31 protein-coding genes are annotated in these 25,731 nt (G+C 56.1%); 13 read left to right on the top strand and 18 right to left on the bottom strand.

What is annotated here, in order from left to right; translation table 11 throughout:
- Positions 1 to 213 precede the first annotated feature (213 nt).
- On the top strand, positions 214 to 624 hold the full coding sequence (locus tag ACERHN_RS00565; RefSeq protein WP_415919043.1) for a MerR family transcriptional regulator: 411 nt from the start codon (positions 214 to 216) through the stop codon (positions 622 to 624).
- On the opposite strand, the gene ACERHN_RS00560 is transcribed toward ACERHN_RS00565, so the two are convergent.
- On the bottom strand, positions 621 to 1,217 hold the full coding sequence (locus ACERHN_RS00560) for a Spy/CpxP family protein refolding chaperone (protein WP_415919042.1): 597 nt from the start codon (positions 1,215 to 1,217) through the stop codon (positions 621 to 623). The genes ACERHN_RS00565 and ACERHN_RS00560 overlap by 4 nt on opposite strands.
- 44 nt (positions 1,218 to 1,261) lie before the next feature.
- Between ACERHN_RS00560 and ACERHN_RS00555 the strand changes: the two genes are divergently transcribed.
- Positions 1,262 to 1,843: a Crp/Fnr family transcriptional regulator gene (locus tag ACERHN_RS00555; protein WP_415919041.1), complete on the top strand. Its 582-nt coding sequence runs from the start codon at positions 1,262 to 1,264 to the stop codon at positions 1,841 to 1,843.
- Between the two features lie 69 nt (positions 1,844 to 1,912).
- On the opposite strand, the gene ACERHN_RS00550 is transcribed toward ACERHN_RS00555, so the two are convergent.
- Positions 1,913 to 2,329 (bottom strand): MerR family transcriptional regulator, encoded by a 417-nt coding sequence (locus tag ACERHN_RS00550; RefSeq protein WP_415919040.1) that lies wholly within the window; start codon positions 2,327 to 2,329, stop codon positions 1,913 to 1,915.
- Positions 2,330 to 2,402: 73 nt separating this feature from the next.
- On the opposite strand from ACERHN_RS00550, the gene ACERHN_RS00545 reads away from it, so the two are divergent.
- The 5 genes from ACERHN_RS00545 (at position 2,403) to ACERHN_RS00525 (ending at position 5,502) form a co-directional block, all read left to right on the top strand.
- On the top strand, positions 2,403 to 3,038 hold the full coding sequence (locus tag ACERHN_RS00545) for a cation transporter (RefSeq protein ID WP_415919039.1): 636 nt from the start codon (positions 2,403 to 2,405) through the stop codon (positions 3,036 to 3,038).
- The gene (locus ACERHN_RS00540) at positions 3,038 to 3,586 is read left to right on the top strand and encodes a methyltransferase family protein (protein WP_415919038.1); all 549 of its coding nucleotides are present in this window, start codon (positions 3,038 to 3,040) and stop codon (positions 3,584 to 3,586) included. Before ACERHN_RS00545 ends, ACERHN_RS00540 begins: the two co-directional genes overlap by 1 nt.
- Before the next feature lie 448 nt (positions 3,587 to 4,034).
- Positions 4,035 to 4,442, top strand: a complete 408-nt coding sequence (locus tag ACERHN_RS00535; protein WP_415919037.1) for a hypothetical protein — start codon at positions 4,035 to 4,037, stop codon at positions 4,440 to 4,442.
- Positions 4,443 to 4,452: 10 nt separating this feature from the next.
- Positions 4,453 to 4,740: a putative quinol monooxygenase gene (locus tag ACERHN_RS00530; protein WP_415919036.1), complete on the top strand. Its 288-nt coding sequence runs from the start codon at positions 4,453 to 4,455 to the stop codon at positions 4,738 to 4,740.
- A gap of 3 nt (positions 4,741 to 4,743) precedes the next feature.
- Positions 4,744 to 5,502: an AraC family transcriptional regulator gene (locus ACERHN_RS00525; protein WP_415919035.1), complete on the top strand. Its 759-nt coding sequence runs from the start codon at positions 4,744 to 4,746 to the stop codon at positions 5,500 to 5,502.
- 337 nt (positions 5,503 to 5,839) lie between these two features.
- Here the strand turns inward: ACERHN_RS00525 and ACERHN_RS00520 are convergent, their stop codons facing one another.
- The 5 genes from ACERHN_RS00520 to ACERHN_RS00500 all read right to left on the bottom strand — a co-directional run bounded on the left by ACERHN_RS00520 (position 5,840) and on the right by ACERHN_RS00500 (position 9,523).
- Complete coding sequence (locus ACERHN_RS00520; RefSeq protein WP_415919034.1) at positions 5,840 to 6,238, bottom strand: MAPEG family protein; 399 nt, start codon at positions 6,236 to 6,238, stop codon at positions 5,840 to 5,842.
- Positions 6,239 to 6,268: 30 nt separating this feature from the next.
- On the bottom strand, positions 6,269 to 6,583 hold the full coding sequence (locus ACERHN_RS00515; protein ID WP_415919033.1) for a DUF1330 domain-containing protein: 315 nt from the start codon (positions 6,581 to 6,583) through the stop codon (positions 6,269 to 6,271).
- Between the two features lie 10 nt (positions 6,584 to 6,593).
- Positions 6,594 to 7,574: a haloalkane dehalogenase gene (locus tag ACERHN_RS00510; protein ID WP_415919032.1), complete on the bottom strand. Its 981-nt coding sequence runs from the start codon at positions 7,572 to 7,574 to the stop codon at positions 6,594 to 6,596.
- Positions 7,575 to 7,606: 32 nt separating this feature from the next.
- A complete protein-coding gene (locus ACERHN_RS00505; RefSeq protein ID WP_415919031.1) occupies positions 7,607 to 8,551 on the bottom strand; it encodes an alpha/beta fold hydrolase in 945 nt (314 codons plus the stop codon).
- Between the two features lie 105 nt (positions 8,552 to 8,656).
- Positions 8,657 to 9,523, bottom strand: coding sequence for a LysR family transcriptional regulator (locus tag ACERHN_RS00500; protein ID WP_415919030.1), 867 nt, complete (start codon positions 9,521 to 9,523; stop codon positions 8,657 to 8,659).
- 103 nt (positions 9,524 to 9,626) lie between these two features.
- Between ACERHN_RS00500 and ACERHN_RS00495 the strand changes: the two genes are divergently transcribed.
- Complete coding sequence (locus ACERHN_RS00495) at positions 9,627 to 10,631, top strand: zinc-dependent alcohol dehydrogenase family protein (RefSeq protein WP_415919029.1); 1,005 nt, start codon at positions 9,627 to 9,629, stop codon at positions 10,629 to 10,631.
- 171 nt (positions 10,632 to 10,802) lie between these two features.
- Here ACERHN_RS00495 and ACERHN_RS00490 read toward each other — a convergent pair whose 3' ends face one another.
- Together ACERHN_RS00490 and ACERHN_RS00485 are read right to left on the bottom strand one after the other, a co-directional pair.
- Positions 10,803 to 11,930 (bottom strand): hypothetical protein, encoded by a 1,128-nt coding sequence (locus ACERHN_RS00490; RefSeq protein WP_415919028.1) that lies wholly within the window; start codon positions 11,928 to 11,930, stop codon positions 10,803 to 10,805.
- 259 nt (positions 11,931 to 12,189) lie between these two features.
- Positions 12,190 to 12,603 carry an ester cyclase gene (locus tag ACERHN_RS00485; protein WP_415919027.1) on the bottom strand — a complete coding sequence of 138 codons (414 nt, stop codon included), beginning with the start codon at positions 12,601 to 12,603 and terminating at the stop codon, positions 12,190 to 12,192.
- 121 nt (positions 12,604 to 12,724) lie between these two features.
- Here ACERHN_RS00485 and ACERHN_RS00480 point away from each other — a divergent pair, with 121 nt between their 5' ends.
- A complete protein-coding gene (locus ACERHN_RS00480) occupies positions 12,725 to 15,877 on the top strand; it encodes a GAF domain-containing protein (RefSeq protein WP_415919026.1) in 3,153 nt (1,050 codons plus the stop codon).
- A 252-nt stretch (positions 15,878 to 16,129) separates the two neighbouring features.
- On the opposite strand, the gene ACERHN_RS00475 is transcribed toward ACERHN_RS00480, so the two are convergent.
- The 9 genes from ACERHN_RS00475 to ACERHN_RS00435 all read right to left on the bottom strand — a co-directional run bounded on the left by ACERHN_RS00475 (position 16,130) and on the right by ACERHN_RS00435 (position 22,530).
- On the bottom strand, positions 16,130 to 17,128 hold the full coding sequence (locus ACERHN_RS00475; RefSeq protein ID WP_415919025.1) for a zinc-binding dehydrogenase: 999 nt from the start codon (positions 17,126 to 17,128) through the stop codon (positions 16,130 to 16,132).
- A 10-nt stretch (positions 17,129 to 17,138) separates the two neighbouring features.
- A complete protein-coding gene (locus tag ACERHN_RS00470) occupies positions 17,139 to 17,462 on the bottom strand; it encodes a DUF1330 domain-containing protein (protein ID WP_415919024.1) in 324 nt (107 codons plus the stop codon).
- On the bottom strand, positions 17,455 to 18,192 hold the full coding sequence (locus ACERHN_RS00465; protein ID WP_415919023.1) for a DNA-3-methyladenine glycosylase I: 738 nt from the start codon (positions 18,190 to 18,192) through the stop codon (positions 17,455 to 17,457). The genes ACERHN_RS00470 and ACERHN_RS00465 overlap by 8 nt, the downstream gene beginning before the upstream one ends.
- A gap of 4 nt (positions 18,193 to 18,196) precedes the next feature.
- Complete coding sequence (locus tag ACERHN_RS00460; RefSeq protein ID WP_415919022.1) at positions 18,197 to 19,165, bottom strand: haloalkane dehalogenase; 969 nt, start codon at positions 19,163 to 19,165, stop codon at positions 18,197 to 18,199.
- A gap of 19 nt (positions 19,166 to 19,184) precedes the next feature.
- Positions 19,185 to 20,189, bottom strand: a complete 1,005-nt coding sequence (locus tag ACERHN_RS00455; RefSeq protein WP_415919021.1) for a haloalkane dehalogenase — start codon at positions 20,187 to 20,189, stop codon at positions 19,185 to 19,187.
- Between the two features lie 104 nt (positions 20,190 to 20,293).
- On the bottom strand, positions 20,294 to 20,713 hold the full coding sequence (locus ACERHN_RS00450; RefSeq protein ID WP_415919020.1) for a DUF4345 domain-containing protein: 420 nt from the start codon (positions 20,711 to 20,713) through the stop codon (positions 20,294 to 20,296).
- Between the two features lie 73 nt (positions 20,714 to 20,786).
- Positions 20,787 to 21,512, bottom strand: a complete 726-nt coding sequence (locus tag ACERHN_RS00445) for a hypothetical protein (protein WP_415919019.1) — start codon at positions 21,510 to 21,512, stop codon at positions 20,787 to 20,789.
- Positions 21,513 to 21,605: 93 nt separating this feature from the next.
- Positions 21,606 to 22,070, bottom strand: a complete 465-nt coding sequence (locus ACERHN_RS00440) for a DUF427 domain-containing protein (protein ID WP_415919018.1) — start codon at positions 22,068 to 22,070, stop codon at positions 21,606 to 21,608.
- Complete coding sequence (locus ACERHN_RS00435; protein WP_415919017.1) at positions 22,063 to 22,530, bottom strand: SRPBCC family protein; 468 nt, start codon at positions 22,528 to 22,530, stop codon at positions 22,063 to 22,065. Before ACERHN_RS00435 ends, ACERHN_RS00440 begins: the two co-directional genes overlap by 8 nt.
- A gap of 115 nt (positions 22,531 to 22,645) precedes the next feature.
- On the opposite strand from ACERHN_RS00435, the gene ACERHN_RS00430 reads away from it, so the two are divergent.
- The 4 genes from ACERHN_RS00430 (at position 22,646) to ACERHN_RS00415 (ending at position 25,689) form a co-directional block, all read left to right on the top strand.
- Positions 22,646 to 23,548, top strand: coding sequence for a LysR family transcriptional regulator (locus ACERHN_RS00430; protein WP_415919016.1), 903 nt, complete (start codon positions 22,646 to 22,648; stop codon positions 23,546 to 23,548).
- Between the two features lie 490 nt (positions 23,549 to 24,038).
- Entirely contained in the window at positions 24,039 to 24,863 is an 825-nt protein-coding gene (locus ACERHN_RS00425; protein WP_415919015.1) for a DMT family transporter, read from the top strand.
- Positions 24,864 to 24,876: 13 nt separating this feature from the next.
- Positions 24,877 to 25,311, top strand: a complete 435-nt coding sequence (locus ACERHN_RS00420; RefSeq protein ID WP_415919014.1) for a RidA family protein — start codon at positions 24,877 to 24,879, stop codon at positions 25,309 to 25,311.
- 3 nt (positions 25,312 to 25,314) lie between these two features.
- On the top strand, positions 25,315 to 25,689 hold the full coding sequence (locus ACERHN_RS00415) for a cupin domain-containing protein (RefSeq protein WP_415919013.1): 375 nt from the start codon (positions 25,315 to 25,317) through the stop codon (positions 25,687 to 25,689).
- The last annotated feature ends 42 nt before the right edge of the window (positions 25,690 to 25,731 follow it).

Here is a 25,731-nt window from a genome sequence, read left to right as displayed (position 1 = left end):
GAAAGGCCCAAGCATAGTAAGCCATGTGCCACCAAGACCGATTATAGACAGCCCGATTGGCAACACGCAGCATGAAGCTGACAGCAACGCCAGAAGTGCCGCGAGAGGCATAACCAGCCGCGTAGCCACATTGGGTTCAGTCGCCGTTTGTTGATTTGCGTTCACGTTCATTCCACAGTTTTAGTTCCTGTAGTGACTACAGGAGCAAGCAGAATGTTCACCATCGGCAAGGCATCAGAACAGAGCGGCGTGAACATCGAAACGATCCGCTATTATGAGCGTGAAGGTATTGTTCCAAAGCCAGGGCGTTCGGCAGGAGGGCGTAGGCTCTATTCATCTGATGAGATAGCGACACTACGGTTCGTACGGCGTTGTCGAGACTTGGGTTTCCCGATATCGATCATCCAGACCTTCCTGTCGCTGACCGAACAAGATGATCGAAGTTGCGGTGAGGTGAAGACATTGGCGGAAAATCATCTGGATGAAATCAACGCCAAGATCGAAAACCTGACACGACTTCGCGAAGCGCTTCAGAGCCTATCTTCAAATTGTAGTGACGGAAGTACGGCCTGTCCGATGCTGGACTCCCTTATGAAAGATGCCCTTGGCCGCAGTCTAGCCTAGTTGCATCCATTATGGCTGCGCCACATTTCCGGATCATGCCCGTCTGGAACAGAAGCGCATAGATCAACTGAATAACCACGCATGACCGAATACTGGCTGACTTGGGCGTCTGTCACTAAGGGCAAAGTCAGCAGATGCGCATTCAGATGAACGAGGCGGAGAGTTGCCCGCGCTTGACCCGCTTCCGTTACTAGCCGTTCAAGCGCCTCGGCATCTGGCGCACCTTGTTGAAAGGCTGAGTCCAGCGCTCGTTCTGCCGCGACGAACCGATCTCCGGCTGCTATGGCGTCTGCTTGCATCCGCGCTCGGATCACCTCGATGTCGCTGCGCTGCTGTTCAGACAGAGCGATCTCTTCGGCAAGCTCAAGCAAGTGCGTTGGCCCTGGAACACCGTTCAGCTCTGCGACTCGGGCGAGTCCCCATCCGCCGCCACGGGCGATTTCTTCTAGGTCTTGTTCCGAAAGATACTTGATCAGGCGTGTTTCTTCACCCGCGTAGGCGGATAGCGTAGAACCATGACTTCCATCGTGAGTTTGAGACAACGCGATGTTTGGGACAGCCATCAAAAGAAGTGCAAAGTGTTTGATACCCATAATTGAAGTCCTTGATCAATCCGGCTTTTGCACCAAGGCATTGCATGACGTGGGCGAAACTGAACATGATAGAAATCATGTCAGATCATTGGCTTCATTATTTTGATGGCGCACCCAAGCGAACGGTGGACGCAGGCGAAACTCTGTTTCGACGAGATGATCAAGTTGAATGGGCGTTTCTTATCAGTGAAGGACGACTCTTCTTACGGCGGGCGCTTCAAGATGGGGGGCTTTTGACACTGCATACAGCAAATACGGGTGATCTGGTGGCAGAAGCGTCCCTTTTTGCGGATCGATATCACTGCGATGCCGTTACGGATGTAGCGACAACGGTCTCTATGATCCCCAAAGCCAAGTTGGTCTTGCATCTGGAGAATGTCGGCTCGTCAAATCGTCTTTCTATCAAAGCGTTCGAACGCACTGCGAAAGAGGTGCAGAGCTTGCGGACCCGCATTGAAATAATGCGCAGGCGAAAAGTGGCAGATCGTCTGGATGCCTACCTCGAACTCTTTGGCCACCCAAAAGAAGGTGAGTGGGTGCGCGTCGCTGATTGGATCGGGGTGAGCCCACCCGCTCTTTATCGTGAGCTTGCGAAGCGTCGCGGGAACAATGCGAGCCAAGCCTGAACACACACACCAAACATAATGTGCAGCTTGTTTTCAAACCCTACGGTCGCCGCTGCCAAAGCCCCCAAATCAGTGTTCATTCCCACAAAACTTGTGATCGGCTAGAGATGCAAGAACGTAGCAATCCTCCGAAACGCCTTCTCCGTCGCATCCCTTCGATATTCGGCTTAGTTCCTTCTCAAGTGTCCTGAGACGTTTGATCTTGGCGCGGACGTCTTCAAGTTGCGACGTGGCGATCTCCGTTGCAGCCTCGCATGACCGGTCTGGATGATCCTGCAACTCGATCAGCGAAGAAATCGCTTCAATCGAAAACCCCAGGTCACGCGCGTGGCGGATAAAGCTAAGCCGCTCTAACCCAGCCTTGTCGTATCGCCTTTGATTGCCGGAAGTGCGCTCTGCCTCGGGCAACAGCCCCATCTCCTCGTAATAGCGGATGGTCGGTACTTTGACCTTTGTGCGCTTTGAAAGTTCACCGATAGAAAACATAACGATAACCCCTTGAACCTCTAGTCACTAGAGACATTACACTATTGGCAAGCAAAGATGAAAGAGGATTCCCATGGCTGGTTGCTGCGGACACGACGCCAAGTTTGACGGCGTTTCAGATGATTACAAAAGGCGGTTATGGATCGTCATTGCGCTTAACGCGACGATGTTCGTAGTCGAGATGACAGCAGGCCATCTGGCCAAGTCTCAAGCGTTGCAAGCGGACGCCCTCGACTTTGCGGGGGATGCGCTGACCTATGGAATTTCACTTGCGGTCATCGGAGCCTCGCTCCGCGCGCGAACGAATGCGGCGCTGTTCAAAGGCGTCAGCCTTCTTCTGATGGGCCTTTGGGTGTTCGGATCAACGGTCTATCGCGTCTTCTATGTTGGCGTCCCCACCGCAGAGATCATGGGTATTGTTGGCTTTCTCGCACTGCTCACCAATCTGGCGAGCGTCATGCTGTTGGTCAGCTACAAGGACGGTGATGCCAATGTCCGATCAGTCTGGCTGTGTTCGCGCAACGACGCGATTGGGAACGTAGCAGTGATGTTTGCGGCCCTCGGCGTGTGGGGCACGGCAACGGGTTGGCCTGACGTGATCGTGGCAACCATTATGGCCGGATTGTTCTTATCATCTGCCTTCCAGATCGTGCGCCAAGCCTTGGCAGAACGGCGCGAAGCGACCGACCATAAGCACGTGGAAGTGTGATGCAGGCGGTCTTGATCGTCGTCGGCCTTGTGATCGCGGCAGGCACCCTAGCCGCGATACTTTGGTCTATCGCATACCCTGAGCGCCGCTTTTGGCCGCCAAAGCGATACACCAAGGCGACTCCTGTCTTGATTTGGGTTCCGACATTCACGCTATTCGGCATCCTGATCGTCTTAGGTGTGATGAATTGGGGAAGCCTACCATTCCCAACTTGGCTGCGGTTCGGAGTTGGCATTCCGCTGATTGTTGCCGGCAACGTCATCGTGTGGTCAGAGGTCGCGCAGTTCGGAATAGCCCAGACTGGCGGCGCGAAAGGGTCGCTTCGAACGGGCGGTATGTATCGCTATTCGCGCAACCCACAGTACATCGCAGATATTGCAATGATTATCGGATGGATTGTGCTTTCTGCGTCGTCTGGAGCGGTGCTAATCGGCTTCGCCGGAATAGCCGTCCTGATAGTCGCACCTTTCGCCGAGGAGCCATGGCTCAAGGAGCAATACGGTTCCGCGTTTGAGGGCTACAGAGCAAAGGTCCGACGCTTCTTGTAGGCAAACGACCAAATGCAAAAGCAGACCTTCGTCATGGTGCAGCATCTTGGTAGGTCTGGGCTCTTCGCGGCCATTAGATCGGTTGCAGCATAGCCGCTTGCGGCATCATCCGCCCCTGGCGTGGACGGCCCATTCCCGACCTTGGACACACGCTTGGGATGCTGCAGTCGCAGCCCGCTTAGCGGCCATTCGCCGCGACAGCTAATTCTCGAGATCTACGAATGGGCAAGTTGCGGGACACCACTGCCGTTGCCATGAACGAAGTGATTGCCCGCTTTTGGGTTGCCGACCGTAGATGTTGGTCATCGACAGTGACAATGGTGCACGGAGTCCATCAACTCTGCCAATACCGAGGATTTGGCGCGACAGAGCGCGAATTTGGCGAACAACCGCAGGACCGCAACCTGCCGCAAGCGTAAGTTCGGTCCATCATGGAAAGGACTAAAAGATGAGACTCACACAGCTGGCATCAACCACAGTTGCGACCGCCCTTCTTGGGGGGGCGGCTTTCGCGCAGGAGACCATGGATACGGCGCAGCTCGACGCGCTCGTCACAGGCAACACACTCTATGTCGACATTCCGGCCGGCGCGCCGGGTGCGCCCGATGGCGGCACCGCGCCTATCTACTATGGCGTGGACGGGTCTGCCGCGGCGCAGCTGCCCGCCGGACCAAAACTGGTCGGGACATGGGCGCTCGACGGAAATCAGTATTGCATCGACTGGGACAACGGACCGAAGAACAGCTGCACACAGCTCATCCGTAGTGCCGACGGTTTCGTCGTGATGGACGCCGCCTTGGGCGAGCCGCGCGGTCTCGTTACCCGGATCGCCGTCGGCAACCCCGAAGACCTTTAAGGACCGCATCATGAAACTCATCACCGTTGAGGCGGCTTTCGCCGCCTCCGATCTTCCAGCCGCTCTGACCCTGTTCGAGGCACAGGCCGACACCGTTCGCAAAATGAATGGTTGCCGTCACTACGCGCTATTCACCAGACCGTCTGGCGACGGTGTCGCGATCCTCCAACACTGGGATAGCATGGAAGCTTTCGATGCCTATCGCGCGAGCGAGACCTTCGCAACGCTCGGCCAAGGTCTGCGCCCAATGATGTCGGCTCCACCCGTGACCGTTGTGGCGGAGTCTGATACTCAGTAGCGCATGACCGAACGGGAACATGCCGCCTATTGCTACTTTCAAGATATCGAGCCGCGTCCTCCCTTGGACGCGGTTTTCGAGCGTGATTACCTGCTCTACACCGTGCGCGGTGCGCTGCGCCTGAATGTGGACGCGGCGAGTTGGCTGCTTCCGCCATCCTTCGCCGCCTGGATACCGGCCGGAACCGCGTTCCGGGTCGATCTTGACCGTCCGGTGACGAGTTGTTCGATTTTGACCCGACCGGGTTTCTGCAGGACCTTCCCGTCCGCGACGAGCGTCTTTCAGATGTCTGCGCTCGCCCGTCACATGATCCAGCATTGCAGCGATTGGGGCCCAGACAGCAGCCATCCGGAAGAGGCCGAGGGGTTCTTCGAGGCGCTCCTGAATGCCTGCGCGGGGCTCGTGCCGCGCTCGGTCGATGTGAAGCGGCCCTACGCCAGCGATCCTGGTTTGCGGCGGGCCTTCGGGATCACCGAGGATCGGCTGGCGGACAGCCTGACGGCCGGAGACGTGGCACGCGCGGCCAATCTGTCGGAACGCACGATGCAGCGGCTTTTCGCGGCGGATGTCGGCCTGTCGTGGTCGCAGATTCTGACCCGCGTTCGTATGATCCGTGCAGTCGAGCTGCTGTCCGATGACTCTCTGTCGGTCATCGAAATCGGCGCGGCTTGCGGGTTCAACTCCCTCAGCGCATTCAACAAGGCGTTTCGAGTATTCGCGCACATGACGCCGTCCGAGTATCGTAAGTCTCTGAGGGGATGACTTGGTGGCTTCGCCGGCCACTCTCCGAATTTCAACCGGGCAAAAACCAGAAAACTCTTCAGTCGTCGTTTTGGCTTCCGAAATGGCGCTCCAGAGATCCATTAAAGCGGCCAACGCAGTGAACCAACCGCGCTTCCGGGTCGTTTGACATAAGTGCCCACGTGATGAAATCAGTAAACTTGCATCATGCACGATCAGGTACTACGGGGTTTGTGCCGACCTTCGCCGCCACTGGATCGGCAAGACAAAGCTGTCATGAATTGCTTCTTGACCATCGACAGCATGAACCAACAGAAACATTTCGATAGTCTGGCTTCGAAGTCGCCGGTTTCCGAAGCTATCCGACAGCAGCTACAAGGCATTGAATCCCCAAATACAAAGACCCAAGCGATCCGCACGTGAAGCCAAGAATGCGGATGAACGGAATGCCTGTGTAATACAGAAGTACAAAAGCGGCGCGTCCAAAGACTATGACTGCCGCCGCGAGCGCTGGACCGTCACCCGTGACGCCCAGAAACGCAGCGCCTGCCAAAACCGGAACGATGTAAGCGGCGGACTCGACCTGGTTTTGGTAGGCGCGCTGAATTCGAAGACCTAAGGCGCCCCGGTCCACCATCGGCCGGTTGGAGGAGAAGCCGTAACCGAAACCCTGACTGATGTAGGCATAGGCAATTTCAACTGTCAGCGCGGTCATGGTGACAAGTGCAAAACCGATCAAGGCAAGTTCAAAACTCATGTTTTTTGTCTTTCTTCTGTGTTCAAGCGGTTAGGCCATTGGTGTCAGCGCGATGAGGGCCGATGTTGTCTGATCGGTTGCGGCCTGACGTGCTTCAATCAACGGAAGGTATTCAGGGTCGGCATACCAAGCGTCCAGCGCGGATTGCGACGGGAAACGCAAAACGGCCATGACGTTGGCCGTGAGCTGTCCCTCAAGCGCAGTCAGATGAGGGGTGGCGACAATGGCTTCGACACCGTGCCGGTCGTTGATTGCTTTCAAAGGGGCGACATAGCCAGCCTGAAAGCTGGCCATGTCTTCGACGTGAAGGGACGCGACAAGGAATACCGGGGTCTGCTCGCTCATGTCGCGCGCCTCAGCTCGGCAACCGGTCGACCCAGTCGCGCAGGGCGCGACCGATGGCTTTGGGGTGGTCTTCCTGCACGAAGTGCACGCCGGGGCCGAGGAACACATCTTCCAAATTGGATGCGTTGGCTTTCACGTATTCGACGACTGGCGGCGGCATCAATGCACCTGGTGCAACGTGAAACATCAGTTTGGGCATGTCGGTGGAGTACAGCCAGTCTCCGTTGGCCGTGATCACTTCGGCGGTATCCACGGGCTCGCCAGCGATGGGAACCTGCCGCGGCCAGACAAGTGTGGGTTTGCGGCTTTCAGGCGTCGGGAACGGTGCGCGGTAGTTGTCGAGCACCTCTTGCGACAGCGGGGTTGCGACAGCGAGCTTACCCAAGACTTCTTCGACAAAGAAGTTGCCCTGCAATACCGCTTCTTCACCTGCGGGCGAGCGTAACATTCCAAAGAGTTGCGCGCTTGGCTCTCCCATCGCCTCAAGGCTTGGTGCCGGAAGCGCGGGCGGAATACCGGCCTCCATGAACGCGACGGCCTTGACGTTGCCTTCGTTCAGACGCGCGTATCGCATCCCCAGGACCGAGCCCCAGTCATGGATGACCAGGGTGATATCCTGCAATCCAAGCGCTTCGATGAAGCCGTCGAGGTATTCCGCATGGTCGGCGAACGTATAATCGATGTCGGGCTTGTCACTGTCGCCCATGCCAATGAGATCGGGGGCAATTGCGCGATGTGTGTCGCTCACGAATGGAATGATGTTGCGCCACAGGTAGGACGATGTGGGATTTCCATGAAGGAACAGAACGACCGGGCCGTCCCCTTCATCGACATAGGCCATCTGAGAGCCGTTCACTTCTACGAACTTCTTTTCGAATGGCATGTCCGCCGAAGGAGTAGCCTCGTCGGCGAACAAAGGAACGGCGGCAGTGACAGCGACTGTCGCAACAGTCCCTTGCAGAACGGTGCGGCGCGAAATCTTGAGGGTCATATGATGTCTCCCTGTCGGTTGTGAGTGGTGGATCAATCGGCCTTGCTGGCCAAAAATTTACGGAGCTCACGCACGAGCGCGTCGGGCTCGTCGTCTTGCAGGTAGTGACGCGCCGTCTTGAATTCGGTGACACCGGCCTGAGGCAAACGTTTCTTCCAGGCGGCCAACGCTCCGATTGGGATCAGCGGATCTTTCAGCCCCCAGAAGATTTGTGCAGGCCCGTCGAACTGCTCGACATAGGGACCTGTTTCTTCGAGCAGGATTTTGGCCGCTGGATGCGCCGTGTTGGTCGGGATCATGCGCGGAAATGCCATGACACCGGCGCGTTCCGAACTGTTCCGGAAAATGTCGCGATATGCCCGCTTTGCGGCACCCTGACGCTTTGTCGCGGTGGCCATGGTCATGACCTGCCGCTCAAAGAACCCCAAACGGCGCACCATAAAGTCGCCAAGACCTTTGGATCGCATCATGAGGAGCGGCGGCGGCAGTTTGAGCTTTTCCGGGTTCATCCCGTCGACCGGTGGGTAGAATCCAAATGTGTTCATCACCACCAGCGCCTTGATGCGCTCCGGATGACGGGCCGCGACGCCCAAGCCAATCGGGCCGCCCCAGTCTTGCATGACCAGGGTGATGTTTGTGAGGTCAAGCCGGAGGACCAGAGCTTCGAGATGATCGATATGGGCCTTCAGCGTATAGGAGGCTTCGTCATCAGGTTTATCAGACAGACCGAAGCCAATGTGATCGGGCACGACGACGCGACGCTCGGCTGAGAGGCCCTTTACCAGCGCGCGGTACAGGAATGACCATGATGGATTGCCATGCACTGCAAGCACCGTGGACCGCGCATTCTCGGCACCTTCATCAAGGTAGTGCATCTGACCCATCGGGGTCTGAGTAAAGTGGGACGCGAACGGATACTCGCCCTCAAGCCCCAGCTCTTTGATGCGTGGATGCACGTCTTTGGATGTGTCGAGCATAGGAGTTTCCGAACCAAGGCTGTTGCGTTGGCTCGAAGGTATCTGCGCAATTTCGCAACATCACGGAGTATGTTTGCAGATAATTGGTGCGTTTTCGCGACCCGCTCACGCCTCGCCGACCAGACGCTTCCGATGTTTGCGCAAAACGGCCTCTGCAAAGCCCATGAAGGCTTGGACACGCGCCGTCTGGCGCAGATCATTATGCGTGAGCAACCAGATGTCCCGGCTTTTGACAGGGGCTTTCTTGCCCGCGCGCTGTAGATCCGGGTCTGCGTCACCAAACAAGCATGGCAGGATCGCAAGACCCAAGCCTTCCCGTGCTGCCGCATGTTGCGCCGGGATGGTCGGGAAGACGCCCCAAACCGGGTTGTTCGGAAACTCAGATGTCCGCACCCACTCCGGCGCACCCTGCGTCTCCGCGCCCCAGCCAAGCCAGCGATAGGATTTTGGATCATGAGACAGATACTCGGACGTGGCGTATGCCGCCTCTGTATATGCATAGAGCCGTTTGCCCACCAAAGTATCCGGCGGGTTGTTGTCCAGCCGGACGGCAAAATCTGCCTCGCGCCGCGCAACGTCCCGGATCGACAATGACGTATCAAAACACAACTCGATCGACGGGTGTTGCGCGATAAAACCTGGCAACTCCGGCATGAAGAGCACGTTGAGCAACGGCTCGGGCATCGTAACGGTCAAGGGACCGGCCAATTCATCATCAAGGCCCGCGATGCTGCGTTCCGCATCAATCAATGCGTCACCAAAGGTCTGCGCGACACGGTACAGGGTCTCTCCGGCGGAGGTCAGAAGCAACCCGTCTGGTGTGCGGTTGAACAAGCTCGTGCCGAGGCTTTCTTCCAGCGAGTCGATCCTTCGACCAACCGTGGTGTGATGCACACCAAGCGCTTCGCCCGCCGCACGAACTGTCTTGTGCTGAACGACGGCGCGCAGCGTTTTGATGTCTTCCCAGTCCACAGCGACCTCGCATTTTTGCACCATTTAGATGCCAATACGCTACGTGAACTTGCGAAATGGCACCAGTAGTCTTGTGGGAACACTCGCTTCGAAAGGACAAGCCATGCCGATCACTGCACAATTTGACACGCTTGGAGGACCTGAGAAAATCAAGCTCGTCGATGTGTCCGTTCAGCCGCCTGCGGCTGACGAAGTGCAAATCCGCATGCGCGCGGCCGGCCTAAATCGGGCTGAGTTGCTTTATGTTGCAGGTCATTATCTCGTCGAGCCACCAATCCCGAATGCACCCCTGGGCGCCGAAGGCGCAGGAGAAGTCATCAGTGTTGGTTCTGGTGTGACAGAGTTCGGTGAGGGTGACAGGGTCTGTGTGTTGCCCATGATGGATTGGGCGAAATATGGCACACTGGCCGAAGTCGTTAACGTGCCAGCCTATGCTTTGGAGCGGATCCCGGACCGTATCAGTTTCGAGGATGCTGCCGCGTTCTGGATGGCCTACGCAACGGCTTATGGGATGATCGTCCAAGCGGGCGGGATGCCGATCGACGCGGTGGGCAGATCCGTCGTGGTAACAGGAGCAAGTTCAAGTGTTGGGACTGCCGCCTTCCAGATACTCAAGCAGATCGGTGCGGGCAGCATCGCGACCACGAGAACCCAGAAGAAGGTTGCCGACCTCAAAGAAGCCGGCGCGGATCATGTGATTGTCACCGAGGATGAGGACATCGGTGCGCGCCTGATGGAGATCACAAACGGCAAAGGTGTGGACCTGGTTTGCGACTCCGTGATCGGAGAAATGATCGCGCCAGCCGCCGAAGCATTGGTTCCAGAGGGCAAACTGGTCCTTATGGGGTTTCAGTCTGGCGAGATACCAGCTCTTCCCTTCTATCCCATTCTGACTAAAGGCATCACCATCCAAGGCTTCCATTTGGTCTGGCACCTTCTGGATCATGCAGGGCGACGCAAAAGAGCAGACGATTTTCTGGGTCCGCTCTGGGCCAGTGGAAAGCTTCAACCCGTCATCGATCACGTTTTCCCACTCTCCGATGTCTCGGACGCCTATGCGTACATGGCAACCAACAACCATCTGGGAAAGATCGTCATACAAATCTGATAGTCCCGGCCCAGAGCGGACCTTCGACCTATCATCAAGATGCCGCGTTCGCAGCCCGCTTAGCGGCCATTCGCTGCCTACGCGAATAAATGGCTCCTCAAGTTCAAATTTTTGCGAAGCGTTCAAGAAAAGCCGATCAGTCGCTACGCCTTTGATGTCACGCATCCAGCACTATGACTTTCCGCCCTTTTTCCGATCTTGCAGGAGCTCTTCGTGGGGTATTTTCATTACCAGATGCGTAAACTTGTGCGCCAGTCGCTTTGAAAACTCTGAAATCCTCTTCTTTGGAATAGTGCCGCCTTCCGCGACACCAAACTCAAGAAACGTCTCTTGAACGATTTGTAGCAGAGCATGGTCCCGCATTTGCTCATGGCCGTGAGCCATCATGGCGGTAATCTTGGCTTGGGCAACGCTCCAATCAATGTCCTCGAAACGAGGCCGTGCGCTAACCCAGTCAAAATTGAGGATGTCGGCGTGTTCCGGTCCACATACCCACTGCGATTGATTCATCGGGTCTGAAATGAGTATGGTTTGTTGATTTTTGTGCGGTGACGCCTTGCATAGCGTAAATGTCCAGCCCGCAGCTCCATAGAGGTTGAAATAGCCCCGAACTACGCCTGCATCATTGCTCCCCACCCAGATCACGTTTGAGTTTTCTCCGAAGCCCTTGGGCAGTTCCGGCATTTCGCGTGTGTCAGTACCAAACGTAAAGTCATCGAATGCAGGCATGGTCGAGTTAAGAGCGAACTCTCGAACTTCGTCATACCTGTCAAAATGTATCTCAGCGTTTCCAACAAATTCCGCCCAAAGGACAAGGCATGCTTTTACCATGGATTCTTGAGATCGGCCTGATCCAAACTGAATTTGACCACTGAACGGAGATGCAGGGCCGCTTTTTACAACTGCCTCCTTACGGGCTGTCGACATGAAGGCCTCTGCCGCTTCTGCGGGCAACCTTAATGCTCTTACCGCTGCTTGCAAAAGTTGCTCTAGATGACCTTCGTCTCTTGCATTGATTGAGATTGTTTTGTTGCCCGCTTCATCCTCTCCAAAGTCGAGTGGCTTCTTTATTCTGGGCATCGCAACGCCTTCCGGACCTAACTCGTAGAATTCGCCAGATGCAGGCTTCACATGCAGTGATGGAGCTTTCTTTCGCGAGCCGCTCTTTAAGTTGGCGATTGTTCGCAACGGTGCGACTGACTCTGCTAGGTCCTTGTCAGGACCCGCACCCATCTTGTTATTACAGATGGAGCACAGCACATCACGTGTGGTTTTTCGACCACCAAGAGCATCAAGCAAGATATGCTCTGGCTTCTCGTTTTCGGACAATTGGGTCTTACAAAGGACGCAGTATTTCATTTCATAATACTAGGGGCGTGCCAAATTGATAGGAAGCACTGAATTGGTAGAAGACGTGCAACAGTTGGCTGGCTTAGCCTAGCAAGGACGGCCCTGAGCGGACCTTTGGCCAACAAGTCTTTGCCACATTGCGGCTTCCCCAAAGCGGACATTCCCCGACGTTGGAACAGGGGCGGCCTGACCGCCCCTTTCACTATCATCAGGTCCAGCCTAGTTGGGCCAACGCATGCCCGTCATTCCAGATCTTAGTCATGTGCGCGATTTTGCCGCCAGCAAATTCCATAGCATACACGTAGTCCGACGCGACCTTGGCGTGGGTAGGATTGACCGGGCCGCCTGGCCCGGATTGTGTGCCGTGAAACACAGCGAATGCCAGCACGATGCTGCGTTCTTCGTCGGCTGCAAACCCTTTCAGCTCGTAGTGGCCATCCGGGATCGGCGTCAGCAGACCCTTCATCCACTCTGTATATGCTTCCAACGTATGTGTGTCCGCCAGCGCGCCGGACTGGCACGCAAAACTCGCATCTGCGCTGCAATATGCGGCGCACTCATCCCAGCCCTTACCGGTTTCGCAGGCTTCGAAAAAGGCTCTTGCTGTCTCAGTCATGCTCATCGCGTTTCTCCTTGTGTGCGACCTTGGGACAATCCCCTGGTGTCATGCAATGAAGGTACGAAGCCGCGGAGAACTGCGATATCGTTCAAATGAACCAATTGATGCAGGAGGGATGTAGGGTATGGTCCTCCAACATTTTGCCGAGGAAATTATGTCGGACACGGCACAATCGATTGAACCACTGTCAAAACGGGAAGCTGAAGTGGCCGCCGCCTACGCGGACGGTGCCAGCTACAAGGTCATCGCCCGTGACCTTGGTATATCTCCGACCACTGTCAGATCTCATTTGCGCACGGTCTATGGCAAGCTGAATGTCACATCTAAAATCGCTTTGGCGCAGGCATTGGCGGATCCGGAGGTTAAATCGGCTGAATACCAGGATGCAGCCGCGCTGACCGCCGATCTTGCGCTGGAACTGGACGAAGCTATGCGGCGCGAGCGGACGATGGCACGGGTTCTGCGGATCATCAACGAGAGCAGTGGCAACCTTGATGACGTTATCGACGAGGTGCTGGAGCAGGCGCTTGAGATCTGCGAGGCGGAATTCGGCATTCTGATGGCGCATCACGGTGATTTCACTTTCACGGAGATGCGCTCCAGCCACATAAGCGCGCCTTTTGCCGCGTGGTTGTCGGAACAAGGATTGTTCAACCCAGGACCAGAGACCGCCGTCGGGCGCGCTGCGCGGTCACTGAAGCCAGTCAGCATCGCGGATGTGAATGCCGAAGACGTTGCATACGAAGACAATCCGCTGCGCTTTGCGACCGTCAATTTTGGTCAGGCACGATCGCTGGCGGCAATCCCCATGACAGCAGGTGGACGGTTGATTGGGGTGTTCAGCGTGTACCGGACGCGTGTGCACCCGTTCAATGATCGCGCGCTGGAACTGGCGCAGACCTTTGCCGATCAGGCGGCTATCGCAATTGAAAACTCCGCCCACATTACAGAAATGGAAGCCCGGCTGGAGCGGTCGTCCGCGTCTCGCGAAATCTTGGATGCAATCAGCACGTCCAGCGATGACGAAGGCCCTGTGTTCGACGCTATCCTGCGCAATGCCGCCAAACTCTGCAATGCGCCGATGGCGCGCTTGGAATTGGCCGACGCAGCGCGGCGAACGCATTATTGCGCGGCGGCGTGGGGCGATGAAATGCGGTCGTTCAAAATTGGCGAGGCGCTGCCGCTTGATCAACCCAACGACCTACCGACCGCCATTCGTGAAGGTGTGGTGCGCCATATCCATGACCTGTCGAAATCGGAGCTTTATCTCAGCGGCAACCCGACACGTGTGAGGATGGTGGAGGAAGAAGGCTACCGCACCTATTTATGTGTCCCTTTGGTAGCCGAGGGCATCGGAATCGGGGCAATTGTGCTCAGTCGCCGCGAAGTCGCCCCTTTCTCGGACGAGAGCATCGCGCTGGTCCAGAACCTTGCCATTCAGGCTGTGATCGCGATTGAGAATGTCCGCCGATTTCGCGCATTGCGGGATCGGCTGGAACGATCTGCGGCCACGCGCGAAGTTTTGGAAGCGATCAGTGCCGCAAGCGACGACGAGGGACCAGTCTTTGACGCCATTCTGGGCAATGCGCGTAAATTGTGCGAAGCGCCCTTTGCGGCTCTCATACTGGGGCGTGAAAGTGACGATCACCAGACCATGGTCGCACACCACGGCGCGCTTCAAAGCACCGAGGACTTTTACAGCCAGGGCCGCGTGCCGATGGATCCGGACAAGTCCTTTGCTGCGCGCGCGATTGTCGAAAAGCGCCCCGTGCATTTGCATAACATGATGGACACCGATCAGTACCGTGCGGGTGTGCCGAACGTTGTCGAACTCTGTGATGTGCAAGGCATTCGCACCAACCTATTTGTTCCGCTTATTCGGGACGGGATTGGCATCGGCTGTTTCATCATCTTCCGCCACGAGGTGCGGGCCTACACCGATGAACAAATCGCCCTGGTCGAAACCTTTGCGACCCAGGCAGTCATCGCGTTGGACAATGTCCGGCAGTTCAGGGATCTCCGGAAGCGTTTGGACAGAGAGGCCGCGACGCGGGAAATCCTGCAAGTCATCAATCAAAACCGCGATGATGCGCAGCCTGTCTTTGACACAATTCTGAGGAACGCCATTGACCTATGCGGCGCGAGCGCTGGTGCACTGACGCTGGGGGCCAAGGGCGATACGCACCAACGCATGGCCGTCTCTCGGGGTGTCAGCCAGGCAACGCTTGATCTCTACGCGCATGGTGAGGTGTCGATGGATCCTGATATCTCAATGGCGGCCAGGGCAATCCTGTCGGGTGAGATGGTCCATGTGGCGGATATGGCCGACACCGATGGGTATCGCAGTGGCGTGTCGCACTATACCTCCGTTGTCGACGATACCGGTATCCGCACCAATCTGTTTGTGCCCTTGATGACACCCGAAGGGGGCGAAGGTGTCCTGATCCTGTTCCGCAAAGAGGTGAAGCCCTACACGCCCGACGAAATCGCGCTGGTTGAAACCTTTGCGGCACAGGCCGCAATTGCGCTCGAGAATGTGCGCCAATTCAGGGACTTGCAGGCAAGGACATCCGAGGTTCAGAAGCTGAACGCATCGCTGGAAGCCAAGGTTGACGCCCAGGTTGTTGAAATCGAGCGGATGGGACGATTGAAACGTTTCCTTCCCGCCGCCGTTGCGGACACTGTTGTGTCGTCGGGCTCTGAGAAGATGCTGCAAAGCCACCGCGCATTATTGGGTGTCCTGTTTTGCGACATCCGCGGCTTCACCGCGTTCTGCGAAACGGCAGAACCCGAAGAGACGATTGAGGTCTTGCAGACCTACCATGAGGAGATGGGAAAACTGATAAATGAGCATGGCGCGGGTGTTGATCTCCGCATGGGGGACGGCGTCATGGTGCTGTTCAACGACCCGGTCCCTTGTGATGATCCAGCGGGGGACGCTGTGCGGCTTGCTGTTGCAATGCGTGCGCGGATGGCTGAGCTGTGTAAGGGTTGGAAGCGCCTTGGTCACCGCCTTGGTTTTGGTGTTGGCGTCTCGCTCGGGTATGCCACGGTTGGCCTTGTCGGGTTTGAAGGGAGGTTTGATTACACTGCGTCCGGCACTGCTATCAATCTTGCATCGCGGCTGTGCGATGAAGCTATCGACGGTGAAATCCTGCTCAGCACACGGGCCGGAATTGCTGTCGAGGATACTCTTCCCGTCGAGACCTGTGGGGAACTTACTTTGAAAGGGATCCGCGAACCCGTCGAGGTTTTTAGGCTGTCGGGAGAAATTTGACTAACCTCTGCACATGATGCGACGATGAGTTAGATGCGCCGCGCCATTGCGTACGGCCCATAGCTGCCGTTCAATGTAGGAAGTCATTGCTGCAGTTTGGTCCGTGGAAGGAGACATTCGCTGCAACTACACAATCCGCTTAGATATCAACTGTCCCGAACAATCATGTGGCGCAACGCTTCCAGCAAAAATTCTCGATTAAAGGCGCGAAGGATACACCCCGCCCCTTCATGGTTTTTGCTGGGTCTCAGATCACCAGGTCGCCGAGACAGCGACCTTGCCAGTTGGACTGCCGGTTTCCTGATAGTCATGCGCCTCACCGATATTCGCGAAGGTGAACCGTTTCTCGTCCAGCAGAGGTTTGACCTTCCCCGCATCGACCAATTCGGTCAGACTACGCAGGAATTCACCGACTTTTTCCTGATTGATACCGTGTGTGATCGGGTGACCCGCAAAGACGCTCAGGAAGGACATCTGGTGGAACTGGAAGGCGTTTGGCGGAGTCGGGAATGTGCCGTTGATATCGATAATCCGGCTCCCGAAGCCACACGCGGCCACGGAGCTGTCGATCGCCTCTTCGCCGACGGTATTGAAGATGACATCGAATCCTTTGCCATCCGTTGCCTCGGCAGACATTTCTTCAGGTGAGGTAGTTTTGTAGTTGAAGGCCTTTTTGGCTCCGAGGCTCTCAGCGATCCGGCATTTCTCGTCTGTTCCGCAAGTCGCATAAAGGTCCACGTCAAGCTTTGCCGCTGCAAGTTGTAAGGCCACGAACCCCACACCTCCAGTACCGCCCTGTATCAGCAACGAGGACCCGGGTTTGATCTTCGTGCGTTCCGTCAGCGCGAAACTGGCTGTTGTCCAGACAAGCGGTAGCGTCGCCGCTTCTTCAAACGAAAGCGAAGCTGGCTTTTTTGCAACCATGCGTGCGTCGGCCGCCATGTACTCGGCCAGCGCACCTGGCTTGCCCATCAGACCGGTCGCAAAGCTGTATATCTCGTCGCCAATCGCAAAGCCTGTGACACCAGAGCCGACTTCGCTGACAACCCCGGCACAGTCCGGATGCAGGACCGCCGGAAAATCACCGATCAGGAAGCGCCCGAACCCGTTGCGCATCTTCCAGTCAACCGGGTTAACAGAGGTCGCCTTGACCTCAATCACGACCTGCCCTTCGCCCGCCTTTGGTGTGTCAATCTCAGCGGTCTCGAATACGCTTGTGTCGCCACAATCTCGTATAATTACTGCTTTCACGGGTCTCTCCTCAGGCTGGAATCTCAAACTCAGGCAGGACCAGCATGACGGTGCTCGCCTGATCCGACAGCTCGGCGCGTTTCGCTTTCAGGGGCGCATAGTCGTCGGAATTGTACCAATCATCGAATGTCGCTCGATCGGGGAACTTGATAATCACTGTATTGGAACGGTCGTAGCTGCCCTCAATCACATCTGGTTCAGGCGTCGCCGCCAGCGGCTGAATACCACGCTCCATGAACTGCCCGATGAGTGGCATCGCATATTCCGGCAGAAAGCGTTCGGGATCGGTGACGTCCATCTGGACGAAGGCGTAGACAGGTTTCTGGTCAGACATGGGTGATCTCCTTTTGTGTCTGTGAGTGGTCATTCGGTGTCGTTATTGGCCCAATGCTCAGCGCGAGAAGCTGGCTGAGCTGCGCGATGGACTGGCCCGATGCGTCGGACCAGTTGGCAAAGAAAGTTGCGGCTGCCGTAAGATCACCGAGGCTCGTCAGCTGGCCGTCGATGGCGTCGAGGTCGGTCAGCCCAGCCGCGACGTCTGTCCAAGGCACAAAGGTGTCGATGCCCGCAGAGCGGAGGGCATTGAAGCAGGTGCTCCCTCCAAGCCGCGTTCCACGCTTTCTGAGTAGTCGGATGAGGCCAATCAGATCGTGCTTCGGCCAACTCTCGAAAAGCGTGGCCGCCGACCCGTGTTCCTGAGCGAGGTCACTTAGAAAGATAGCGTTTCGATTGACCGCGGCGATCTTCGCGCCATGGCGTACGATGGTGCGATCCCGGAGAAGTCCGTCGAAGTCTTCGTCTGACATCATGGCGTTGCGCCCTATATCGAAGCGGTGAAACGCACGCTCGAAGTCGGGCCACTTGCGATCGATGATCTGCCACTGAAACCCGGCCTGGAAGATCGCGCGAACCATCGCCGCAAGATACCTATCGTCGCGGCCACAGGTTTCCGAACGGCGTCGCTTCTGATCTCTTTCGAAGGCCGTCAAGCGCGGGCAGAGGCATTCCCGATGGCGTAGCGTTGCGCGATTAACGATCCGAGTATGTATTTCGCCGAAATCCACGGCATCACTCTCCGACCCGGTCGCGCAGCCAGTCAGAAATGTTGCGGCCGATCACGTCCGGGTGGTCTTCCTGAATGTAATGCAGGCCGGGACCGACGTAGCGGGTCTCAACATTGCTGTAGGTCTCTGCAATGAAGGCGGCCGTCTCGGGCGATACGATCATGCCGGGATTGGCATAAAGCACGAGTTTGGGTTGCTCGGAATTGGTGAGCCATTCGGAGATTTCCGCCATCACGGCGACATTGCGCGCAGGCTCCCCCTCGATGGGAATTTCATTTGGCCAGACATAAACAGGCAAACGGCTTTCGGGTGTTGGGAAGGGCGCGCGATAGGCACCCATCTCTGCGTCGCCAAGCTCGCGCAGTACGGCTGACGGCAGGAAACCTTCAACGAACATGTTCTGTTCTTGGATGATCTGCGGTCCCTGGACCGGATCGCGAAATGCTTGAAACGTGGCCCGCACTTCGGGGTCAGGGACCATGTCCCACGTTGGTACCGGCAAGGCAGGCGGCGCTGCTGCTTCCATCATCACAATCGCGCGGATGTTCTCGGAGTTTCGAGCAGCGTAGAGTCCGCCAAGACTACCGCCCCAATCGTGCAAAACCAGGGTGATGTCGGCTAGATTAAGTGCATCGATGAAACCCTCGACATACGAATAGTGGTCTTGGAACGTGTAACCGATGTCCGGCTTAGCGCTTGCCCCCATTCCAATCAGATCGAGAGCAATTGCCCTGTGATTGTCTGAGACATGGGGGATAACGTTTCGCCAGAGATAAGACGATGTCGGATTGCCGTGAATGAACAAAACAACCGGTCCTTCGCCCTCATCAACATAGGCGATCTTCGATCCACCCACAGAAACCTGTGCCATCTCATAGGGGAAATCGGGCGACACAGTGTTCTGTTCTTGGGCGTGTGTGCTCGCTGCAGCGATTGCTGCAAGGCTAGCGAGAGCCAAGATCGCTCGTTTCATGTGCTATCCTCCGCTGAAACTAGTTCGATGGCAGTTCGTTGATCCAGTTGTTAAGAGCTTCGCCCAAGGCGTCGGGTTTGGACTCAGCCAGGAAGTGCAGACCGCCGCCGATCTCTGCGACGGCGCTGTTGGGCATCATTTGAGCGGCTTGCTTGACCAATGCTTCTGGCATCAACACACCGGGTGTTGCTTGTACGAGCAGCTTCGGGGTTGTCGCGGTTGTCAACCACTCAACGTAGGCGGCAATTGTCGGTTCGTATTTTGGGGGTTGGCCGTCAATCGGCAACTCGGCCGGCGTCGCGAAGAGAATAGGCCGATCATCAGGATCAGACCAAGAAGCAGCGTAGGTCGCCATTACTTCATCCGCCATCGGGCAGGCCGTAAGCGAAGGCAACGCCTGGTCGATGAAGAAATTCCCATCGACAAACATTTGCTGAGCCATGGGCGGGTTACGTGTCGCCTGCCAAATTCCTAGCAACTGCTCGGGTGTCGTTTCAGCCCGCACCGGCAAGAGCGGTGGAATCAGACCTTCTACAAATGCGACAGCCCGGATCTTTTCAGCATTCTGCTGGGCCCAGATCATACCTGACATCGAGCCAAGATCTTGGCCTACCACAACGATGTCTTCCAATCCCAATGCGTCAACAAAGCCGCCTATGTGATCAATGTGATCTTGTAGCGAATAGTCGAACCCGGCAGGGCGATCAGACTTTCCAAATCCGATATGGTCAAGTGCGATAACGCGCGAATTGCTTTCAAGATGTGGCATGACATTGCGCCAAAAATAGGCGCTGACCGGCAGACCGTGCAGCAGAAGGACGACGGGGCGATCGGAGGGACCAGCCTCGTAGTAGTGCATGTTCGCACCCAATACTTCGACAAATTTACTCTCATACCGGACTTCGGCGGACGCAGGTTCCGGTGCGCATCCAAAGTCGGGCGTTTGCTGTGCGATCGCGCCACCAGAAAGTGTAATGGCAGAGATGAGTGCTGTCGTTCCAAGCGCCAGAATTGTCTTCAGCATGTGGAGATCCTCTAAGTTTGTGAGCGAAATCGTGTGTAGAATTGCCTCCCCGCGGTAGAGCTAGCAGGGCGGTGTAAGATGGAGTTTTGTGTCCGAGGGGTTGGCTACGCGCGAACACGCAACGTCTTGGAGATCCGGGCGTTCAACAAAAGTATGATTGGCGGGATGACAAACTCGATGACCGTCGGAACAATCATCGCCTCCGGCATTCCAAACTGAAATGCGCTCAGCAACCTCCCGACCCCACCAAGAACAAAGCCCAGCAATAGGGTGGTCAGGATTGCTCCTCGTGCCTCCAAATCCCGAAGGCAATACGCAAGTCCGACACCAAGCATGATCCATAAGCCAGCCATGAACCGAAGTGTGTTGTCGATTGCTGCGTATTCAATCTGCCCATCTAGAGCCACGAATGAGAACCCGCCGGCCAACACCAGGAACTCGATACCCAGCACAAAATAGGCACCGCCAATCCCTAACGAGATGAGAACAAGAAAACCTGTCAGAGCGAAGATCATAAGACGCATGGCTCTTTTCCTTCAAATTGAAATGAAATGAACGCCGGCGACCCGCTCAGGCCGCCAGCGCGCTTCCAAACACTTATTCGAAGATCACACGACTAAAATACGTGTCCTCGTCGCGCTTGAAGGTCGCATTGCGGATATCGACATGTTCAAGCCAGCGCTCGTCATTGCGGAAGCGCTCCACGTCTTCCAGCTTTTGCCATTCGAAGAGACCAAAGATTTGTGGTGCATAGACGTCGAAGTCGCCACCATCCATGCCAGGAGCTGACCCCATAAACGCCTTGGTACCGATCTGATACTCTTGCAAGACTGGACCAATGGATCTGAAGTAAACACCCAAGACTTGCTGTACGACTGCCATCTGCTCTGGTGACTCAGCAATCGTCCATGCGTGGGTCCCATCGTAAATCTTATCTTCATGCAATTCGACGGGCGTGTCTTGCTGTGCGCCAAAGAAGCCAAGGCTGCCGACGGAGTCTGACACGCTGGCCCAGGCATCAGACGCCTCTAATGCGGCACGACCCGACGGATCAGCCCATTGCAAGAGGACAACATGGGTCATGTCGTGGTCTTGGCTTTCGTTCTGAATGACCTCAAGGTTTGTCAGATGCTCGCCTCCAGCCTCACCAATAGCGGCTTCAAGAGCGCCAAGCTGCGACGCAGCGCCAGCGTCGTTCAAATAGATGGCCTGAACGAGTTGGCCGGCGTTGATGGTAAATGTATCAATCCGGCCTTCTGCAAAGGCCGGAGAGACAAATGCCGCGAAAGCCAATGCAGTGGTTGTTTTGTGCAGAATTCCCATGTTGGTTTCCTCCTAGATGTACGTTTTGGGTCTGTTCTCACCTCTTCCGAAAGCGACATCACTCTGTTGCTTGGAGAGGATTTGTGTTTTGATTCAAGCCAATTCGGTTTCGAAACTGACCTGCCGGTGGTCAAAAGCTATGCGCCCCGCGAGGCGCGCCGCGTAATCGAAAGGAGCATCGTAGCTCCAGGCGATTGGGTCCTCTCCGACTGAGAGTGCGTGGTAGCTTGCGTCCCCCTTCAACGGGCAATGCGTTGAACGCTTGAATGGGTGCAGCGTGGCCTCAACATCAGCCAATGGGATGTAGTAAATCGGCAGATACATCTCTTTGCCGACTTCAAGACAGATGAGAGCGTCATCTGTGACAGCCAGTGTCTTGCCACGGCTCTTGACCCTTACTCGCCACGGCGAATTTTTCAGGCTCATAAAATGCCTTGGTTCCACTGGATTGTGGATAGTATGCGCCGCGAGCGACACTGCAGGATGGACAGCGCGATCTTCGGCTGCGCGGACCATGGCCAGAAAGTCGGGCGTCGGGACAGTCTGATTTTCAGGCACGAACCACCACCTCGCCCCGCTCAACATATGCCGCATTTCCCGCCAACATGTCGCGTACGTTCTTACCGAACTGAGGCTTCATCATTGGGATCATGAGTTTTCCCAGCAGCCCGAATTTCGGCGTGAACTCAAGGCGCATTGTCACTTCTGTCTTTTCAGAGCCGAGGCTTTTGAAAGTAAGTGTGCCCTTGGCGCTCTTCAGAGGGACGGTGCCCTCGTAAATATCGATGACCAGCCGTTGATTGGGCACGCATTCGATGACCTTTTCGCGGATGTAATTCTTCCCATCCGACAGCGTGCATTGCCGCGCGGCGCCCTGCCCGCTTTGCGTGGAACCATCCAATAATTCGCTGCGAACAATGGCGGGATTGAACCGATCAATGTTGCCAAAGTCATTCCACGCGGCAAACACGTCCTCTACGGGCGCCTTAATGATCTGCGACGACTCTACATACGCCATTGGTGACGTCCTCCATCGTTGGAAATTTCCGCTTCGGTTGCCAGGACACTAGCTGTACCCTATTCGCGTGTCTCGGAGCGTTTTCGGGGCGAGATGGTCCAAAAACGGTACAAACATGAGATTTGCTGAAAAGAGGTTTGATTGGGAGAGTTTGAGAGTCTTTCTCGCAGTTGCACGCGCGTCATCGCTGCGAGGCGGCGCTCGTAGTCTCGGTGTGGGGCATTCGACCGTATCTCGGCGGTTAGCCGAGCTCGAAGCGGATCTCGGCACGAAACTCTTCGAGAAAATAAGCCATGGCCTCGCGCTGACCGAAGTCGGAGAGCGCGTCTTGCAACATGTCGAAGAGGTCGAAACAGAAATGTTCTCGCTCGAGCGATCAGTGATGGGGCGCGACAGTGAGCCAGCCGGACAGGTGCGGCTCACCTTGCCACCGGCACTCGCCTACAGTCCACTCATGACCGATCTCGCCGCATTCGCGAAATTGTATCCAAAAATCGAGGTCGAGATCGTCACCTCGTATGGGATGAGCGACATGAGCCGAAGGGATGCGGACGTAGCGATCCGCTTCACTGAGAACCCCGACGATTGGCTATTTGGGCGTCGTTTGCCCGAGTTCCACGACGCTGTCTATGCGACACCAGACTACATCGCATCACACAGTTTCGAAGGCACGACACCCACCGCGCGGTGGTTAGGCTGGACGGGCGATGACACACATCCAACTTGGGTGAAGTCGATGCCGCATCCGAATTGTCCAGTTCATTGGAGAATGGGAGATATCACAGCCCAGGCAACCGCCGCCCGAGAAGGGCTGGGTATGGCACTTTTGCCTTGTCTCGTCGGTGATCTTGACCCAGTTTTGGAGCGCGTCCCACCAGGCGAAATAGCTTACAAACGGACTGCCTGGGTTCTAACACATCCTGACCTTAAGTCGTCAGAGCGCGTCCGCGTCTTCACCAGATACTTGGTAGAGCGGATAGCGGCACGGCGAAGCGTCATTCAGGGTGAAACCCGATAGCGATGATAAATCCCTTCCTCAAAGAAAAGAGGTGTATGCCCTTGCGCGTTCCGAAACGGGCGTTGCGCAGCCAACCGAACTGATCGGTTGCTGCGCCCTTTTGCCGTCGGTCTTTGCGTACGGTTAGTAGTGTTGCTGCTGGTGAGTATCTCGCCTTCGGGTTGGGATGGGTTTGCATTCTTCAAGCTCGTCGGCGTCGAGGTCCCGCTTGCGTAGTTATCTGGCAGGCAGAAGCATTCGGTGTGATGCGACGCCAAGGCAAAGTAGCGTCTGGCTCAACCCCACCGCCAACCATACGAACTCGTGATGGAACAGACTAGATTCCATGTCGTTCACTGTGGTGTACCCAATCACCGTTTAGAATTCACCGCGGTTCACCCAACAGGAGCAGACATTGTCATATACCGTAGCGGTAGCGAACCAATGGCGATGGCTGGTCCCGGTTTCAAGCCTGGTCGCAGCCGGCGCATGCTTGGGGCTTTCAACCAACATGGCAAAGCTCGCTGGGGAAGCAGGGCTATCCCCGCTTGCTTTTCTTTCTTGGTCTATTCTTGGCGCCGCGCTCGTTCTCAGCTTGTTCGCGATCATCCGTGGGCACATGCCGACACTCAATTTCCGGACGTTCGAATACTTCGTAGTCGCGGCTTTTGTCACCGTGGCTGGTTCCAACCTTATCTTCTTCTCAGCAGTCCCCCATGTGGGGGCAAGCTTTGTAACTTTAGCAATCACTTTACCCCCTTTATTGACCTACGTCGGTGCGCTCGCCCTCAAGATGGAGAATTTTGATTGGCGTCGTGCGCTCGGGGTGGTGGCAGCGCTGCTTGGAGCAGGATTTCTTGCAGTCAGCCAGCTTAGCGCACCAGATGCCCCAGTTTTTTGGATCCTTTTGACATTGCTCGGGCCGGTGATGCTAGCCATTGGCAATCTCTACAGAACCCTGCGCTGGCCCAAAGGCGAAACAGCGGATGCACTCGCCCCTGGGATGCTTATCGCCGCAGCAGCAATGCTCTTCGCTACGGCGCTCCTCCCCGACTTCTCCGTGTCGGTCCCAACAGACACAGCACAACCGATACTGCTGATCGGTGTGCAGGCGGCCATATTTGCAGCGCAGTTCCTGCTTATGTTTGTATTGCAAAAATACGGCGGACCAGTGCTTCTCAGCCTGTTGGGCGGAGTCGGCGCAGTAATCGGTGTTCCGGTCGCAATCATGCTTCTGGGAGAGAACGCGCCGGACGGCCTGATTGCCGGATCAGCACTTATCGCGGTGGGGATCGTTCTTGTTGCTATGGGCGGTCAGAAGGTTTCAGCACAATAGAAAGGATCGTGACATGACCTCAAGCACGGATGCAAAAACAGGGCTAAAAATTGTGAACCCCGATGGCATGTTTGATCCGTCACACCTTGCATTTTCGCATCTTGCGATTGCGCCGCCGGGCGCACAGGTCGTTTGGGTAGCGGGTCAGTCCGGAGGTGCCGACAAAGGAGACTTCACTGACCAAACAGCGGCGGCCCTATCAAGCATTGGAAAGGCCATGCAGGCTGCTGGTGGCGACATCGGTGGTGTCGCAAAACTGACTGTTTACATCGTAGATCACGACAGAACCAAACATGCGGTGCTAATTGACGCCGTGAAGACGGCGTTCGGCGACAGGCTTGCACCGACGTGCACCATCGTGCCGCTTCAACAATTGGGCACTGACCCCGATATGCTTGTCGAAATTGAGGCATTCGGCATTGTACCTGTCCAAGACAAAATGAGCTGAAGAATGAAAGAACAGAAGAAAGCAACGCACGTTCCGCACGAACACTGGAAATCGAAAGGTGACGATTGGCGTGGGAAGGTGGAAGGCGCAGACCTAAACTCCGATGTCACGATTCTGTTTTTTGCGACTGACGAAGTCGGGGTTGGGCCATCTTGGCACAGCCACCCCTACGACGAGATATTCATCATCCGCAAAGGGCGGGCACGTTTCACTATAGGCAATCAGGTCATAGACGCTGAAGAAGGTGACGTGCTGATGGGGCCCGCTGCGGTTCCTCACAAATATGAAAACCTGGGCCCCGGCCGGCTTGAAAGCACTGACATTCACCTGAACCAGGAATGGATCCAGACTGACCTAATCGATCCGGATGGTGCGTAGAAGTCAGCCTCTTCGAAAAATTTGAGCTACCCGTTTTTCAGA

Source organism: Tateyamaria rhodophyticola (assembly GCF_047777875.1).
Taxonomy (GTDB): Bacteria; Pseudomonadota; Alphaproteobacteria; order Rhodobacterales; family Rhodobacteraceae; genus Tateyamaria.
Note: the sequence above shows the minus strand (reverse complement) of the source record. Positions and strands in the feature narration are given on the sequence as shown.